Source organism: Streptomyces sp. NPDC004732 (genome assembly GCF_040609235.1).
Taxonomy (GTDB): domain Bacteria; phylum Actinomycetota; class Actinomycetes; order Streptomycetales; family Streptomycetaceae; genus Streptomyces.
This window is the reverse complement of sequence record NZ_JBEXJR010000004.1, coordinates 675514-691050: the sequence shown is the minus strand read 5'-3', so window position 1 is coordinate 691050 and position 15537 is coordinate 675514. Positions and strand designations below refer to the sequence as shown.

Sequence of the window (15537 nt, the reverse complement as noted above, 5' to 3'; positions counted from 1 at the left end):
CCCCGGTCGGCCGATTGTCCCACCCCGTGCCGGGAATGCCGAGGTCGGATCAGTAGAGCTTGTTCACTGCCGTGGCCGTCGTGGTCTTGAAGTCGGCGACCTGAGCGTTCGCGAAACTGCCCATCTGACCCCAGTGCACGAGCGTCACCGTGTTGCCGTCGCGGCCCACCGAGAACATGTTGATGTCGTTGGCCCCCCACGTGGCGGTCGTGTGGACGCCGTAGACGTGGGCGCCCTCCTCGGCGTTCACCTTGCCGTAGTACTTCTGCTCCGCGGTGATGTCGGGGTTCTCCTGCATCACCTTCTTCGCGCAGCCGTCGAGGTCCTTGCGCAGCAGGGCGGCGAAGTCCTTGGCCCGCTGCTCGCTGCGCTCGACCACGGTCACCTGGAGTGCGTTGGTGTCGAGCTCGGTGCGGTAGGCGCGGTGCACCGAGATCGACGGCAGCGCTTCGCCGACGCACATCGGCAGCGGGTCAGGCTGCCCTGCCGTCACGGGCCCGGCGGTCCAGGCCGACGAGGCGTGCGGCGGCAGTTCGCTCGGCGACAGGAAGCGGGGTGTGCCGGCCGCCGCGGCCGGCACGGTTCCGGCGACGACTCCGGCCGCTGCCAGCGCGGCTCCCACGGCGAGCAGTCCCTTGTTCACACGCATGTTCAACTCCATTGTTTCCCCCAACAACTCATCCGGTCGGCGTGCTTGTCCGGGACCATCCGCGCGTCAGAAACCGCTCTCCTGATCCCACGCTCCATACGACCCGCGACCCCACAGGCTCGTTGCCCTCTCCCACGTCACAGCTCCGTCTCCGGTGTCACCGAACGGCAACAGCGTGACACCGCAGGGAAGTCACCGCGCGCGCAGCCACGCGTCCATCCGGTGGGACAAGGCCCGCCCCGCGTGCCAAGTCGCAGCGGAGGGGCGCTTCTGCGAAGTGATCACTGCGTCACGCTGTCGGCGCGCCCCCGTCCGGCCATTGGCGCCGGACCCCGCCCCGCCTCGGCTGTGACCAACGCAGGATTCACTCGTTTGACGGAGGTCAGGACGCAACGTCGTCAGCCTTCGGAAGGTCTCTCGACCGATGAGCACATCGCAACGGCGCCGGGCCTCGGCGTTCGAACCCGTGGCCCTCGACCATGCAGAGGCCGTCATCGTCGACCAGTACACGCGGCTCGTACGCCTCGCCTACCTCATACTTCCCGGCAAGCTCAGCCGTCACCGGCGCGTTCTTGCCGCCCATTCCCTGGTACAACGCGCCCTGCCCGGCTTCCGGGTGCGGCACACGAAGGCCTGGGTTCCACTGCCGCGGAAGGGAGAGGGGGCGCCTGAGGCGCCGGAGACGGAGCCCGCCAGGACGGGCACGGCGTGGATGACCGCGCGAGTTCTGGGCGCGGCGCTGGCCCACGACCGGCGGCCGCGCGGGTGGCCGAACCGTCTGCCGCCGCCCCGTGCGCTGCGCCCGGCGCTCCCGGTGGTCTGGGGGCTGCGGCTGTTCCCCCGCGCGGGCGGCGCGGAGGAGATCGCGCTGGCGCAGGTCCTCTCGGAGCTCTCCGCGCCTGCCCGCGCGGCGTTCGTACTGTGCAGGCTGGACGGCCTGCCGCACTCCGAGGTCGTGGAACTGCTGGCCGCGGCCGACGTATCCGATCCGGAGGCAGCGCTGCAGGCGGCCTGCCGCGTCGAGGAGTCGGTCGGGGAGGCGGCGGGCACGCTGCTGCGTTCGCAGGAGTTCGATGCCTGTTCCGTGCAGACCAGGCCCACCGATCTGCTGCGCCGCAGGCGCCGGATCCGGCTCGCCTGGTGCGCGGCGGGAATCGCCTCGATCAGCTGCGCGGCGCTGCTGACGGTCGGCCCCGTTCCCCTCTCGAGCAACGAGCCGACGCGGCCTGCCGCGGGGCGCTCGGCGATCAGTGCCGACGCGTTGCTCCACACCTCGCCCGACGTGTGGGCCGACACCTCGCGGGTGGACTTCAGCGCGTGGCCGGCGCGCGGTTCCCGCATCGACGACCGCACCCTCCTCACCCGCGCGCTCGCCGCGTGGACCGAACCGCCGCCCGGCACCCACATCGGAGCCTCCCAGGCCACGACCACCGAACCGCCGCCCAGCGGAACCCAGTTGCTCTACGCCGGTGACGTGGGCGGCGAGGCGGTCGTGCTCTTCTACGACGGCAGGCGCGTGGTCCGCTACGTCGAGCCTGCCTCCCCGACGGAGCCCGCGTCCCTGGACTTCTCGCGCGCCGACGACTCCGACGTGACCACGGCCGCGGCGCTCGCCGTCAGCCGCAAGGACGGCAGGATCCGCTACCTCACCGCTCCGTGGATCGCGGAGGCAAGGACGCGCGACCTGCTGCGCCCCAACTCCCCCGGCCAACCGCTCGACGTATCCGGTCAGGGCCTCACCGCGGCCGTCGACGCCCCCTCGGCCGCGAGTTCGTGCGACAGCATGCCCGTACTCCAACTGCGCTCGTCCAACCGCATCGTGGAGAAGCACGCCTTCATCGTCGCCGACCTGGGCGACCTCACTCCCGCGCACCTCAGCTACACCCCGCTGCCCGGCACCGGCGCCCCGGCCCGCCAGCCGCGCGAGGCCACCAGCGGCACGGCACTGCAGAGCTGGGCCCGGGGCGCGTGCCGCCTCTCCGAGCTGCGCGGCAACGGCGTGCGGGCCGTGAACCACTGGGACTACGCCGCACAGGACCTGCCCGAGGCCGGCGGCCGAGCCGTGTGGTCCTGCACGCGCGCCTCGACCTGGCGCGGGCCAGGGAGCGTCCTGCTCCAGTTCCGCACGTCCGCCGAGGCCGCGACGGCTCCGGCGAAGATCGTCGGGCGGGCCCGCTCGACCGCCGCCTGCAGCCGGTTCGGCCAGCACGTCGTGGCCGACACGCGGTGGACGGCGGGCTCAGGGCACCGGTACCTCCTCGCCGCGGGCAGCCGCGACGTCACCCGGATCATGGTCACCGGGGACGTCGACACGGAGCGGCGCGGCCGCACCCTGGCCGCCCGGGCACCCGAGGACGCACGGGTGACGGTGCGGGCACACCTCGCGGACGGCGAGGACCTGGACGAGGTCAGCGCCGATGCGAACCCGCGGCATGGCCCGGCGCAGGCCAGCTCGGGTGGCGGACGTCGATGACGTAGTCGTGCGCGTGCCGCCAGCCGTGGGGTCCCGCGTGCGCGTCGGCGAGGTGCGGGTCGTCGGCGGGCAGTGTGGTGTGGACGTGGGCGAGGCGGGCCGGGTCGTGGACCGGCCACAGCAGCGCGGCCACGGCCACGGCCGCGGCGGCGAGCGCGAGGCCGGTGAGCGTCGCCGCCGCGGTGGTCATCCCCGCGGTGGCGGCCAGCCATCCCGCAAGCGGATAGGTGAGCAGCCAGCAGCCGTGGCTCAGCGCGAACTGGGCGGCGAACGCGGCCGGTAGATCGGCGGGCGCGGCCGAGCGGCGGATCAGTCCGCCGACCGGGGTCAGGACCATCGACGAGCCCGCGCCGAGGGCCGCCCAGGCGGCCAGCAGCCCACCCCAGGGCCAGGTGGTGCCGTGCGCAAGGCCCGCGGTGAGCAGGGCAAGGACCGCACCGAGCACGAACCCGGCGGGCAGCATGACCTTGCGGTCGCCGAAGCGCTCGACGGCGCGCGGCAGGACCAGGGCGGCCACCATGGAACCGGCCCCGAACGCGCCCAGGGCCAGCGACACCGCGCCCGCCCCGCGATGCAGGTGTTCCCTGACGAGCACCACCGTGTTGACGATGACCATGGATCCGGCGGCGGCCGCGACGAGGTCCAGGGCGAGCAGGGCGCGCAGCCGGGGCGTGGCCAGGTGGAGACGAGCACCGAACGTCGCTCTCGCACGAACACCACTGGCACCGCTGACGCCACTGACACTGCTGCCGCCACTGACCTTCTCGACCGGTCGAGGCGCGGGCAGCACGACCGAAAGGACCAGCGCCGCGGACGCGAGGAAGCCGAGAGCCGTCCCGGCGAACAGCCAGTTGTAGGTGACCATCGCGAGCAGCGCGGCAGCCAGCGCCGGGCTGAGCAGGCTCTCCAGTTCGTAGGCGAGCCGGGAGAGGGACAGGGCGCGCAGGTAGTCGCGCTCGTCGGGCAGGATCTCCGGGATGGTCGCCTGGAAGGTCGGTGTGAAGACGGCGGAGGCGGCCTGCAGCAGGAAGATGAGGACGTACACCTGCCACACCTGGTTCACGAAGGGCAGGACGAGCGCGATACCGGCCCGGACGCCGTCCATCGTCGCCAACAGGGTGCGGCGGGGCAGGCGGTCGGCGAAGGCGCTGATCAACGGGGCGAGGCCCACGTAGGCGACCATCTTGATCGCCAGTGCGGTGCCAAGGACCGCGGAGGCGTCCGCGCCCGCGAGGTCGTACGCGAGGAGGCTCAGCGCCACGGTGGCCAGGCCCGTCCCCATCAGGGCGACGATCTGAGCGGTGAACAGGCGGCGATAGGTGCGGTTGTCCAGCGCTGAGCGCATGACGGCGTCCCCTGGGTCGGTGGCCCGGACACCTTCACGGTAGATGACGTGTGCACATCTGCGCACACGTCATCATGAAATTATGAGTGCCAGGGCGCTCCGGTCACTTGGTGATCCGCGTGGTTCAACGCCTCGGTGACCAGCCGTCGCAGATGACCGTCCCGCAGCGAATACACCATGCGGCGCCCGTCCTTGCGGGCCTGCACCAGACCCGCGAGCCGGAGCTTGGCCAGATGCTGGCTCACCGCCGGTCGCGCCGCCTCGCTCTCCGAGGCCAGCTCGGTGACGTCCGCCTCTCCCTCGGCAAGGAGCCACAGCAGGTGCAGCCGGGTGGGGTCGGCGAGCAGCGCGAACACGGTCGTGGCGGTCTCCAACTGCGCCCTGCCCGGACTCCGCTGGTGCCCATGGTGTGCAAGTGAGGTTTCCGTGCGCTCCGGCATGGGCTCATCGTAGGGCCGTACGCTCGCCCACTCAGGCGGAGAAGCCTTTAGGAGCTGGTCGCCTCGATCACGCACATGGGGCCGCCCGTCTGCACCACGCGGTCGAGGCGGAACCCCGAACCCGACAGCAGGGACTGCCAGTCGGCACGGCTGCGTTCCCGGCCTTCCACCATGCCCATCATCGTGAGGTCGAGCAGCGTCGCGACCTCCGGGGCCGCGCCCTCGCCCAGGACGGTCTCCACCAGGAAGAGGCGGGCGCCGGTTCCAGCAGCCTCACGGATGCGGTCCAGTACGGTGGCGCACTGCTCGTCGTTCCAGTCGTGGAGGATGAAGCAGGCCAGGTAAGCGTCCGCGCCCGGCGGCACGCTCTCGAAGAAGTCGCCGCCCCAGGTGCCGATCCGGTCGGACACCCCGGCATCGCGCAGCACGGGCCCGGCAGCAGTCACGACGTGCGGCAGGTCGAAGACGGTGCCCCACAGCCACTCGTGCCGCCGGGCGAGCGCGGCGAGCGCCGTGCCGTCGGCGCCGCCGATGTCGACCAGGTGGTGCACCTTGCGCAGGTCGAGGCTGTCGAGGGCGTCGCGCCGGAGCGCGAGCAGGTTGCCCATGGCGGCGTTGAAGCCGTCGACCCGGTCCTGCTCCTCCGCGAGCCAGTCGAAGAGCGGCTTGCCCAACTCACGTTCGGCGGCGGGTACTCCGTCGTGCAGGGTGGACCAGAGGCTCGCGAAGGGCCCGTAGTGGGTGTCCATCCACATCAGGGCCACATCGCGCAGCGAGTCGTCGGCGTCGCCGCACAGGGTGTGGCCCAGTGGGCCGAGGCCGACGGTGTCCTGGCCCGCGTCGAAGGAGAAGACCTGCTCAGCGGCGAGGGTGCGTATCAGCCGCCGTAACAGATCGGGGCGGACACCGGCGGCCTCGGCCGCCTCGGCAACCGGCCTGGGTCCTGCGGCCAGTTGGTCGGCCACGCCCGCGCGGGCGATGACGTACAGGGCCTGGGATACCTGGAAGCCACCGAGCAGGCGCAGCATCGCGACGGCCGGGGCGCGCCCGCCGGAGGCGGAACCTGCGTCGGTGGTGGCACCTGCGTCGGTGGTGGAAGAGGAGGGTCCGTTCAGCAACATGACCGAGGGCCTACCCCGGGGATGATCGCGCGCCACCCCCCTCTTCCGCCTGTGGCTGAAAGGCTCTGCACCGCCGTACTGAACGGGCCACCGCCTTCCGCTCTCCGGCGCGCCGGGTAAAGCTCCAGGTCAAGCCGCGGATCAGGGACGAGACACGCCCGCGTTCAGGCCCGGATCAGGCCTTCGTCTCCGGCGTCCCGGAGACCGTGGCGGGCGCCGGGGCCGCGGCGGGTTCGCCCCGGTCGGCGTCGGCCGTCGGGCGTACGGGGATGAGCGAGGCGACGACCGCGGCCGTCAGAGCCACTCCGCAGCCGATCGCCATGGCGACGCGGAAGCCGTTCTCGGAGGGCAGGGCGTAGCCCCCGAAGTCCGTGGTCATCTGGGCAAGGACGACACCGATGACGGCCGCGGAGACGGAGCTGCCGATCGAACGCATCAGGGTGTTGAAGCTGTTGGCCGACGCGGTCTCCGAAGGGGGCACGGCGCCCATGATGAGGGCGGGCATCGCACCGTAGGCGAAGCCGACTCCCGTGTTGCAGACGATCGTCACGATCAGCAGGCTCCAGGTGGAACCGGAGCTGATCAGGGGCAGGGCGAGGCCGTAGCCCACGGCGATGACGAGACTGCCCACGGCGAGGGTGACCTTGGGGCCGCGGGCGGCGGACAGCTTGGCGCCCAGGGGCGACATGGCCATCATCATCAGACCGGCCGGTGCCATCCACAGGCCCATGGCGACCATCGACTGGCCCAGGCCGTAGCCCGTGGCTTCGGGGAGCTGGAGCAACTGCGGTACGACCAACGACTGGGCGTACATGGAGAATCCGACCAGGACCGAGGCGGCGTTCGTCATCAGCACCTGGGGGCGTGCGGTCACCCGCAGGTCGACCAGCGGGTCGCTCAGGCGCAGTTCCCACCAGGCCCAGGCCAGCAGCGTGACGACGGCACCGGCGAAGAGGCCCAGCGTGGTGGCGCTCCCCCAGCCCCAGTCGGCGCCCTTGGAAACGCCGAGCAGCAGGCAGATCAGCCCGACTCCCAGGCCGACGGCACCGAGCCCGTCGAAGCCGCCGCGCGCGGTGTTCTCCCGGTCTTCAGGTACGAGGGTGAGGATCAGGGCGCCGACGGCGAGGGCCAGTGCGGCGACGACCCAGAACAGCACCCGCCAGCTGGCGTTCTCGGCGATCGCGGCCGCGAGAGGGAGGCCGAGCGCGCCGCCGACCCCCATGGACGCGCTCATGATGGCGATGGCCGAGCCGAGGCGTTCCGCGGGCACGATGTCGCGCAGCAGGCTGATCCCGAGCGGTACGACGCCCATGCCCATGCCCTGCAGTCCGCGTCCGGCGATCATCGGGACGACGGACGAGGACACGGCGCACACCACGGAGCCCACGAGCAGGGGTATCAGGGATGCGAGCAGCATGCGGCGCTTGCCGAACATGTCGCCGAGGCGCCCGGCGACGGGCGTCGCCACGGCGGCGGCCAGCAGGGTGGCCGTGATGACCCATGAGGCGTTGGACGGGGAGGTGTCGAGCAGGTCGGGGAGTTCCGCGATCAGCGGCACGACCAAGGTCTGCGTGATCGCGGCCACGATGCCGCCGAAGGCGAGGATGCCGATCACGGCACCCGGCCGGGTCGCTCTGGTCGCTGGTTGTGCGCTGTCCACGGGTGCTCCCTGTTGCTGCCGTGCCGTGGCACGACACCACGGGATCGTTGTGCACCGTACACGAGATATGCATGATGCATGAGGCGTGCACCATGCACTCCATGTGCAACATGCACACAATCCGTGATATATCTACTCCTGTGCGGCCGCCTGGACCGTTCCGGCCCGGCCCGTCCGGACCCGACCCGGCCGGGAGGCAACGGGAGGCAAGCCGAAGGGAAGCCCGCATGGACAAGCCGCTGGATCAGATCGAGTTCGAGACCATGCTCCTCGGCCGTCACATGAGCCTGCTCACTTCGCGCGGCGGCGAGCGGCTGGATCGCAGCGCCTACATCATCCTCAGCCGCATCCAGACCGAAGGCCCCATGTCCATCGGGCAGTTGAGGGATGCGTTCGGCCTGGACACCTCCACGCTGAACCGGCAGACCGCCGCCATGCTGCGCGCCGGTGTCGTCGAGCGCATCCCGGATCCCGACGGCGGCATCGCCCGCAAGTTCGCCATCACGGAGGACGGCGAGCGGCGCCTGGCCAACGACCGGTCCGAGAACCTCACGGGCCTGGAGAAGCTCCTCGCCGAGTGGACGCCGGAGGAAGCGACGCAGCTCGCGGACTGCCTCGGCCGCCTCAACCGTGACATCGAACGCCTCGACGGCCGCCCCTGGCCGCGCGACTGAGCGACTCAGCGACCGCCTGCCCGCCCGCCACCCCGAGCCGTCGTCGCCGTCAGCGGTGCCGGTCGATCAGCATGCGCGCCATCTCCTTGGCCCGGAGGGCCGCGTCGGCGTCACCCTCCGCCGCCGAGATGATCGCCCCCTTCATCAGGATGTGCCAGGACCGGGCGAAACCGTCGGCGTCGCGCAGCTCCGCCTCTTCGGCCATGCCGCACACGAGGGAGCGGATGTTCCCCAGGTACTCGATGCTCGCCAGCCCCAGCGGATGCTTCCAGCCCATCTCCAACAGCACGTTGACGAACGTACAGGCGTCGAAGTCGTCGCCTCGGAACCACTCGTCGAAGACGTCGAAAATGGCCAGCAGCCTGCCTTCCGGAGTCCTGCCGCGACGGCGCACACCCGCCACGACCCGTCCCAGCGTCCACTCCCGCTCCCTCCGGGCCAGGAACGCCAGTACGAGCCGGTCCTTCGAAGGAAAGTGCCGGTAGAGCGTCGCCTTCGCGACTCCCGAACGCGCGATGACTTCATCGATGCCGACAGCACGGATGCCGCGCTGCGAGAAGAGCTCGTACGCGGTCCTCAATATCCGTTCGCGAGGGGCGAGTTGGTCAGCCGCCGACGGCGTTTCGCTGTCCATTGCCGTCCAGAATAGCCCTGGACAGAGTCGCCGCCCGCTGCCATCGTCGAGGAAGAGACGCACGAGACAGACCGGTCTTTCTGTCCTGCCGACCATGACTCATCGTCCCGACCCCCAACCACCACCACAGGTCCCGGTGTACTCACCAACCGGCAGGCAGCCGACGCGGGAGAGATCCGGCCACCTGCCCGCCACCGGGAGCCGTCCCGACGGGTGGGGCCGCGAAGCTCCCTGGCGCGCCCCTCCCGCCAGGCGAGGCCGCCCCACCCGTCGGACGCGCAACGCGCGCCCCTCAGCCCGCGCCGGGGTGGTCGCCGGTGGCGCCGTCGATGAGTTCACGCACGATGTCCATGTGCCCCGCGTGCCGGGCGGTGTCCTCGATCATGTGGATCAGCACCCAGCGCAGGGACACGCTGTTGCCGTTCCAGGCCGTGCCCAGGTCCTCGAGCTCCAGCTCGGCGATGGTCGCGTCCGCGGCGGTCCGGGCCCGACCGTAGAACTCCACGATCTGGGAGGTGGTCTCGCTCGGGGCGATGTGCATGTCTTCGGTGAAGGGGTCGAACCAGAGAGGTTCGGTCCCGCGTCCAAAGGTGGTACGGAACCACCCGTACTCAACGGTCGCCAGATGCTTGACCAGGCTCAGGAGGTTCGTCCCCGACGGGGTCATCGGCCGCCGCAGCGCCTCGTCGTCCAGCCCGTCGAGCTTCCACAGCACCGCGTCGCGATGGCGGTCGAGGCTGGCCCGCAGACTCTCCTTCTCGCTGCCGGTGTACGGCACATGCTGATTCATGCGCGGAACCTAGCAGCCAGCTCGGACACCGCCCCTCCCGTCACCCCTCGCATCGTTCCCCTCCCCTGAAACCACCGTGAAACCACACTGAATGCGCCCCGCCCCACCCTCTGTCGCATGACGACAAGAGCCGTGGCGGAGACAACAGCCGCCACCACCGCATCCAAGGGTTCGCACGCGCCCTCGCTCGCCATCGCCGCTCAGGGGCTGCGCAAGACCTATGGCGACAAGACCGTCCTCGACGGTGTCGATCTCGCCGTGCCGGGTGGGAGCGTCTTCTCTCTGCTCGGGCCCAACGGGGCCGGGAAGACCACCGCCGTCAAGATTCTCTCCACCCTCGTCTCCCCCGATCCGGCCTCCGGCGAGATTCGTGTCGGTGGATTCGATCTCGCCGCCGAGCCGCAGGCGGTCCGTGCCGCGATCGGTGTCACCGGGCAGTTCAGTGCGATCGACGGCCTCCTCACCGGTGAGGAGAACATGCTGCTCATGGCGGATCTGCAGCACCTTCCCCGCAGCGAGGGCCGTCGGGCCGCCGCGGAGTTGCTGGAGCGCTTCGACCTGGTGGAGGCCGCCAGGAAACCCGCACTCGGTTACTCCGGCGGCATGCGGCGTCGGCTCGACATCGCCATGACTCTGATCGGCAGGCCGCGGATCATCTTTCTCGACGAGCCGACCACCGGCCTCGATCCACGTTCCCGCCACAACATGTGGGGGGTCGTGCGGGAGTTGGTCGCTGAGGGGGGCAGCGTCTTCCTCACCACTCAGTATCTGGAGGAGGCCGATCAACTGTCCGATCGCATCGCCGTGTTGAGCGGTGGAAAGGTCGCCGCCGAGGGCAGCGCCGACGAGTTGAAGCGGCTGGTGCCCGGTGGGCACGTGCGGGTGCGGTTCGACGATCCCGTCGCGTACCGGTCCGCCGCCGCGGCACTGCGCGAGGCAGCCACCGACGACGAGGCACTGTCGCTGCGCGTACCCGGCGGCGGCAGTCAGCGCGAGCTGCGCGCTCTTCTCGACCGGCTGGATTCGGCGGGCGTGGAGGCGGACGAGGTGACCGTGCACACCCCCGACCTGGACGACGTGTTCTTCGCCTTGACCGGTAGTGATGAAACGCAGGCGGATCAGCCGGATGAGCCGGATCAGGCAGGTCGAGCGGACCGGTCCAAGGGGGCTCGCCGGTGAGCGCCCTCTCCCTCGCCCTGCGCGACTCGGCCACGATGTTGCGCCGCAATCTCCTGCACGTGCGGCGCTATCCGTCCCTCACCCTGAACGTCCTGCTGACACCCGTCGTCCTGCTCCTCCTCTTCGTCTACATCTTCGGCGACGTGATGAGCGCGGGCATCGGTGGCGGCGGGTCCGATCGCTCCGAGTACGTCGACTACCTCGTTCCCGGCATCCTGCTGATGACCATCGGCGGCACGCTGGTCGGAACCGCCGTGTCCGTCTCCATGGACATGACCGAGGGCATCATCGCCCGCTTCCGTACGATGGCGATCCACCGCGGCTCCGTGCTCGTCGGGCACGTCGTCAGCAGCGTGCTGCAGTCGGTCGCCAGTGTGGTCCTCGTCGGGGCCGTCGCCGTGGCCATCGGCTTCCGGTCCACGGATGCCACCGCCGTGGAGTGGTTGGCGGCCTTCGGGCTCCTCTCGCTGGTCGCCCTCGCGCTCACCTGGCTCGCCGTCGGCGTGGGGATGGTCAGCCCGAACCCCGAGGCAGCAGGCAACAACGCGGTGCCGCTGATCATCCTGCCGTTCCTCTCCAGCGCCTTCGTGCCGATCGAGGCGATGCCGGGCTGGTTCCAGCCGGTCGCCGAGTACCAGCCGTTCACACCCGCCATCGAGACGCTGCGCGGCCTGCTGCTCGGAAGCGGGATCGGCAACAACGGCTGGCTCAGCGTGGGCTGGTGTCTGGGGCTCGCCCTGTTCGGGTACTTCTGGTCGGCGTCCCTGTTCCATCGCACCCCGGGATGAACACGAGCGCGCGGGCTGCCGCGCGCAGTTCGTCCCGACCCAGGGCCGCGTACGCCGACACCGCGTCGGCGTACGCCGCCCTGTCGGTGTCCTCGGCCGCCTGCCGGGCACGGTCCGCCGACATCGTCGGCTGGAACTCGCGCAGCACCCGCATCCGTTCGGCCAGCGCGATCATCCGTACGGCCGACGGGTCACCATCGGACGCGAGCCCCGCCATGCCCAGCGCGTGCAGCAGCGTCCCTGGCACTGGGAGCTCCGTGGCCGGGGCGGACGAGCCGGACAGCAGTGCGCGCAACTGCTGCCGCAGCCGCTCGGCCGGCTCCGCGACGAGGTCGGGACGGCCTGCATGTGCGTGCGCCGTCACCGCCGCCGACTGGATCTCAAGCGCCCACGGGTCGGCCCAGGGGTCGCCGCCGTAGAGCGGGCTCGCCTCAAGCAGCCGGTCCACGGCGCTGCGCCACAGACCGAGGCCCGTCTCCGTCAGCCCGCGGGCGAGCGCGATCTCCGCGCGCGTGCCGAGGTCGGGGCTGTAGAAGGCGTCCTGCGGCGGCAAGTTGTCGCCCTCCGCCCGCAGGAGCCAGTACTCGGCCTCGTCGGGGTCTCCGCGTTGCAGACAGGCGAGGGCCAGCCCCTGGCGGATGCCAACGTAGTCGTGCTCGGCGCCGAGCCGCGGCAGCACTTCGAGTACCGCCTTCAGGTGTTCGTACGCGTCCTCGCCCCGCGCCATCTGCAGGCACAGCTCGCTCAGCCGGGCGTGACCCACGACCCGCAGGGTCGGGCTGTCGACCGGCCCCAGCGCGGCGAGCATCCGGTGTGCCGAGCCGAGCGCACGGTCGAAGTCGTGCTCGTACTTCCACACGTAGGTGGCGACGCACTCGGCGACGGCCGCGACCAGCGGCTGTTCGCTCGCGCAGAGCTCGTGCAGCACCGCGTAGTCGGGGGACCGCATCGCGGGGACCGCGCCCAGCACCACCGCGGTGGCGCGCAGCAACGTGTCCGGCGGGGCCGGGGGCAGCCGCCGGAGGGTGGCCAACTGGCGTACCGCGTGCGGGCCGCAGCCCATGAAGAGGCTCGCCGTGCACAACACCGCTGCCGCACGGGCGACTTCGACGTACTCGGGTTCGGGGCGGTAGCGCGACAGCGGCGGGCCGGTCTCGGCGGCGAGGGCGACGAGGCGTGAGTAGTTCAGGTCGGTCGACCACAGGGCGGCGAGGACGGCGGTGAGGGCCGCGGTCGCGGGTCCGTCCGCGCGGGCCAGCGCGTACCGCAGGGCCAGGACGAGATTGTCCTGCTCGGGCCTGATCCGCCCCCTGGCGGTATAGGGGCTTTCGGGGCCTCTGGCCCGACGGGGACCTTCACCTTCAGGGGATGCGGGCCTTTCGGCGTCGGCCAGCACGTCGTGGTTCGCGACGCCGAAGTCCCTTGCCCAGGACAGCAATTGGTCGACCGCCAGCTCCTCCTCGCCCGCCTCCGCGCGCCGGGCCGCGCTGAACTCCCGTACCGTCTCCAGCATCCGGAACCGCACACCGGCAGGCGTGTCCGCGACGGTGAGCAGCGACTGATCGACCACCTGCTCCAGCACGGCCAGCGCGTCCGCGCCGAGCACCCGCTCCGCCGCTTCGGCGGAGAAGCCGCCGGGGAAGACGGACAGCGTGCGCAGCGCGGCCGCGGCCTCCGCCGTGAGCAGGTTCCAGCTCCACTCCACGACCGCGTGCAGCGTGCGGTGCCGCTCCGGTACGTCCCGCGCGCCGCCCCGCAGCAAGGCGAAGCGGTCGCCGAGACGCCGGGCGATCTGCGGCACCGAGAGGACCCTGACCCGGGCGGCTGCCAACTCCACGGCGAGGGGCAGCCCGTCGAGGTGGCGGCAGAGCTCGGCCACCGCGTCCGGCGGCAGCTCCACCCCGGGGCGGGCGGCGCGGGCCCGCTGGGCGAACAGTTCGGCCGCGATGTCGGGGCCCAGCTCCGGCAGCGCGTACAACGCCTCCGACGTGAGGTCCAGCGGGGCGCGGCTGGTGGCGAGCACCCGGAGGTCCTTCGAGGTCGACACCAGGGTTCGTACGAGGTCGGCGGCGCCCCGGACGACCTGCTCGCAGTTGTCGAGGACCAGCAGGGCGGGCCCGGCCCCGAGCACGGCACGGACGGCGGTCACCGGGTCGGCCGGGACGTGACCGACGAGGGTGCCGTGCCGCCCCTCCCCCGCACCGAGCGCGGAGGCCACTTCCGCGGCCACGTCGTCGTCCGCGGTGACGCCCGCGAGCGGCACGAAATGCACCGCGCGCTGTTCGGCCCGGCGGCTGACGGCGTGGGCGAGCCGGGTCTTGCCGAGGCCTCCGGTGCCGACGACGGTGACGGCGCGTGAGGTGCGCAGCAGCCGCAGCACCGCCGCGATGTCCCCGTCCCGGCCGAGGAGTTGGTTCGGCTCGTGCGGCACGCCGTGTCCGACGGCGGGCGTCCCGCCGCGCAGCAGTTCCTGCTGTACGGCCCTGAGCCCGGCGCCCGGCTCCGTGCCGAGGCCGTCGCGCAGCTCGCGCCGGTACGCCTCGTACCGCGTCAGTGCGGCGGACGGGCCTGCCGTAGCCGCCTCGCCGCGCAGGACTTCGGCGAGCACTTCCTCGTCGCGCGGGTGCTCCGCGACGACGGCGGCGAGCGGGGCGGCCGCCTCCGCGTGGCGTCCGAGGCGGGCGAGCGCGAGTACTCGCGCGCGTACGAGGGTGTCGCGGACGGCGGCGCGGTCGGTGCGCAGTGCGGCCACGAGGTCGTCGGTGGTGCCCGCGCCGCCGGGGGCGCTCTCGGGGGCGCCCTCCCACAGGGCGAGTCCGGCGTCGGCCGCCGCCAGCGACCCCGCGTGGTCGCCCGCCCTGGCCCGGTCCGCACTCGCGGCGGCGTGCAGGAGGAGGGCGGAGCTGTCGACCTCCTCCTCGGCGAGTGCGAGCCGGTACCCGGCAGGCGTGTTGGCGATGACGTCGGCGCCCAGCTGCGCCCGCGCCCTGGACACGAGGACCTGCAGCGCCTTTCCTGGCCGGTCGGGCAGCCGGTCCGGCCACAGCCCTGCCACGAGCCGCTCGACGCTGCAGCCCGTGCGCAGGTCGCCCGCGAGCAGCGCGAGGAGGCCGCGGAGCCGGGGCGCGGTGACCTCCTGGCCGCGGTGGGCCACCCGCGGGAGCAGCGTCAGGTCGGTGGTCACCCGGTTTCCTCCGGGAGTTGCCGGGCCCGGTGCCTTGCGACGTTCAGGCGGTTGCCGCAGAGCCCCGGCGTGCAGTAGCGGCGGCGGCCCGCCTTGCTGGTGTCCACGAACATGCCGTCGCAGACGGGTGAGGCGCAGTGCCGGATGCGCTCGCCGCTGAGCGTGTGCAGGACGCCGAGCAGACCGGTGCCGATCAGCGCGGCCAGTTCGTCGGCGAGCCCGGGCCCGGCGGCCACGAACCACTGCCAGTGTCCGTCGGCGTCCCGCTCAAGGACCGGACGTGTGCCCGCGCGTTCGACCAGTGCGTTGGCGCGGTCGGCGAGGACGTTCTCGTCCGCGGACTCCAGCAGGGAACGCACTTCTTGGCGGAGGGCGAGTACCTGTTCCAGGTCCCTGCCCGTCGGGCCGCGGCCCGACGGCGGCAGCGCCGCCGGAGCCAGGTGGTGTTCGGCGAGGAAGCGCCCGAGAGCGGCCGTGTCCACGAGTACCTCGCCGGTGCTCCTGCGCACCAGGGCAGACGTATTGACGAGGTCGGTCGCCAGCCCGGCCCCGAGCGAGTAATCGGAAAAAGGAGACTTCAAGCCTTACCCCTGCTAGCGT

The 15537-nt window shown here is 71.8% G+C and carries 13 protein-coding genes; 4 read left to right on the top strand and 9 right to left on the bottom strand.

Annotated features, from left to right (window positions below):
* Nucleotides 1-49 precede the first annotated feature (49 nt).
* Nucleotides 50-649 (bottom strand): hypothetical protein, encoded by a 600-nt coding sequence (locus ABZV77_RS15435; protein ID WP_356255914.1) that lies wholly within the window; start codon nt 647-649, stop codon nt 50-52.
* A 424-nt stretch (nt 650-1073) separates the two neighbouring features.
* On the opposite strand from ABZV77_RS15435, the gene ABZV77_RS15430 reads away from it, so the two are divergent.
* Nucleotides 1074-3122 (top strand): hypothetical protein, encoded by a 2049-nt coding sequence (locus ABZV77_RS15430; protein WP_356255912.1) that lies wholly within the window; start codon nt 1074-1076, stop codon nt 3120-3122.
* On the opposite strand, the gene ABZV77_RS15425 is transcribed toward ABZV77_RS15430, so the two are convergent.
* From ABZV77_RS15425 to ABZV77_RS15410, 4 genes are all read right to left on the bottom strand, one after another.
* On the bottom strand, nt 3058-4467 hold the full coding sequence (locus ABZV77_RS15425; protein ID WP_356255909.1) for an MFS transporter: 1410 nt from the start codon (nt 4465-4467) through the stop codon (nt 3058-3060). The genes ABZV77_RS15430 and ABZV77_RS15425 overlap by 65 nt on opposite strands.
* A gap of 80 nt (nt 4468-4547) precedes the next feature.
* Complete coding sequence (locus ABZV77_RS15420; protein ID WP_356255907.1) at nt 4548-4907, bottom strand: metalloregulator ArsR/SmtB family transcription factor; 360 nt, start codon at nt 4905-4907, stop codon at nt 4548-4550.
* Nucleotides 4908-4954: 47 nt separating this feature from the next.
* The gene (locus tag ABZV77_RS15415) at nt 4955-6028 is read right to left on the bottom strand and encodes a methyltransferase (protein WP_356255904.1); all 1074 of its coding nucleotides are present in this window, start codon (nt 6026-6028) and stop codon (nt 4955-4957) included.
* 175 nt (nt 6029-6203) lie between these two features.
* Nucleotides 6204-7688, bottom strand: a complete 1485-nt coding sequence (locus ABZV77_RS15410) for an MFS transporter (RefSeq protein ID WP_356255901.1) — start codon at nt 7686-7688, stop codon at nt 6204-6206.
* 227 nt (nt 7689-7915) lie between these two features.
* Here ABZV77_RS15410 and ABZV77_RS15405 point away from each other — a divergent pair, with 227 nt between their 5' ends.
* Nucleotides 7916-8362: a MarR family transcriptional regulator gene (locus ABZV77_RS15405; protein WP_356255898.1), complete on the top strand. Its 447-nt coding sequence runs from the start codon at nt 7916-7918 to the stop codon at nt 8360-8362.
* A 49-nt stretch (nt 8363-8411) separates the two neighbouring features.
* On the opposite strand, the gene ABZV77_RS15400 is transcribed toward ABZV77_RS15405, so the two are convergent.
* Nucleotides 8412-8996 (bottom strand): helix-turn-helix domain-containing protein, encoded by a 585-nt coding sequence (locus tag ABZV77_RS15400; RefSeq protein ID WP_356255895.1) that lies wholly within the window; start codon nt 8994-8996, stop codon nt 8412-8414.
* 292 nt (nt 8997-9288) lie between these two features.
* The gene (locus ABZV77_RS15395) at nt 9289-9786 is read right to left on the bottom strand and encodes a DinB family protein (RefSeq protein ID WP_356255893.1); all 498 of its coding nucleotides are present in this window, start codon (nt 9784-9786) and stop codon (nt 9289-9291) included.
* A gap of 117 nt (nt 9787-9903) precedes the next feature.
* Between ABZV77_RS15395 and ABZV77_RS15390 the strand changes: the two genes are divergently transcribed.
* Together ABZV77_RS15390 and ABZV77_RS15385 are read left to right on the top strand one after the other, a co-directional pair.
* Nucleotides 9904-10965 carry an ATP-binding cassette domain-containing protein gene (locus tag ABZV77_RS15390; protein ID WP_356255890.1) on the top strand — a complete coding sequence of 354 codons (1062 nt, stop codon included), beginning with the start codon at nt 9904-9906 and terminating at the stop codon, nt 10963-10965.
* Nucleotides 10962-11753 (top strand): ABC transporter permease, encoded by a 792-nt coding sequence (locus tag ABZV77_RS15385; RefSeq protein ID WP_356255887.1) that lies wholly within the window; start codon nt 10962-10964, stop codon nt 11751-11753. Before ABZV77_RS15390 ends, ABZV77_RS15385 begins: the two co-directional genes overlap by 4 nt.
* Here the strand turns inward: ABZV77_RS15385 and ABZV77_RS15380 are convergent.
* Together ABZV77_RS15380 and ABZV77_RS15375 are read right to left on the bottom strand one after the other, a co-directional pair.
* Nucleotides 11674-14937 carry a BTAD domain-containing putative transcriptional regulator gene (locus ABZV77_RS15380; RefSeq protein WP_356255884.1) on the bottom strand — a complete coding sequence of 1088 codons (3264 nt, stop codon included), beginning with the start codon at nt 14935-14937 and terminating at the stop codon, nt 11674-11676. The genes ABZV77_RS15385 and ABZV77_RS15380 overlap by 80 nt on opposite strands.
* Nucleotides 14934-15518, bottom strand: a complete 585-nt coding sequence (locus ABZV77_RS15375; protein WP_356255881.1) for a CGNR zinc finger domain-containing protein — start codon at nt 15516-15518, stop codon at nt 14934-14936. Before ABZV77_RS15375 ends, ABZV77_RS15380 begins: the two co-directional genes overlap by 4 nt.
* Between the last annotated feature and the right edge of the window lie 19 nt (nt 15519-15537).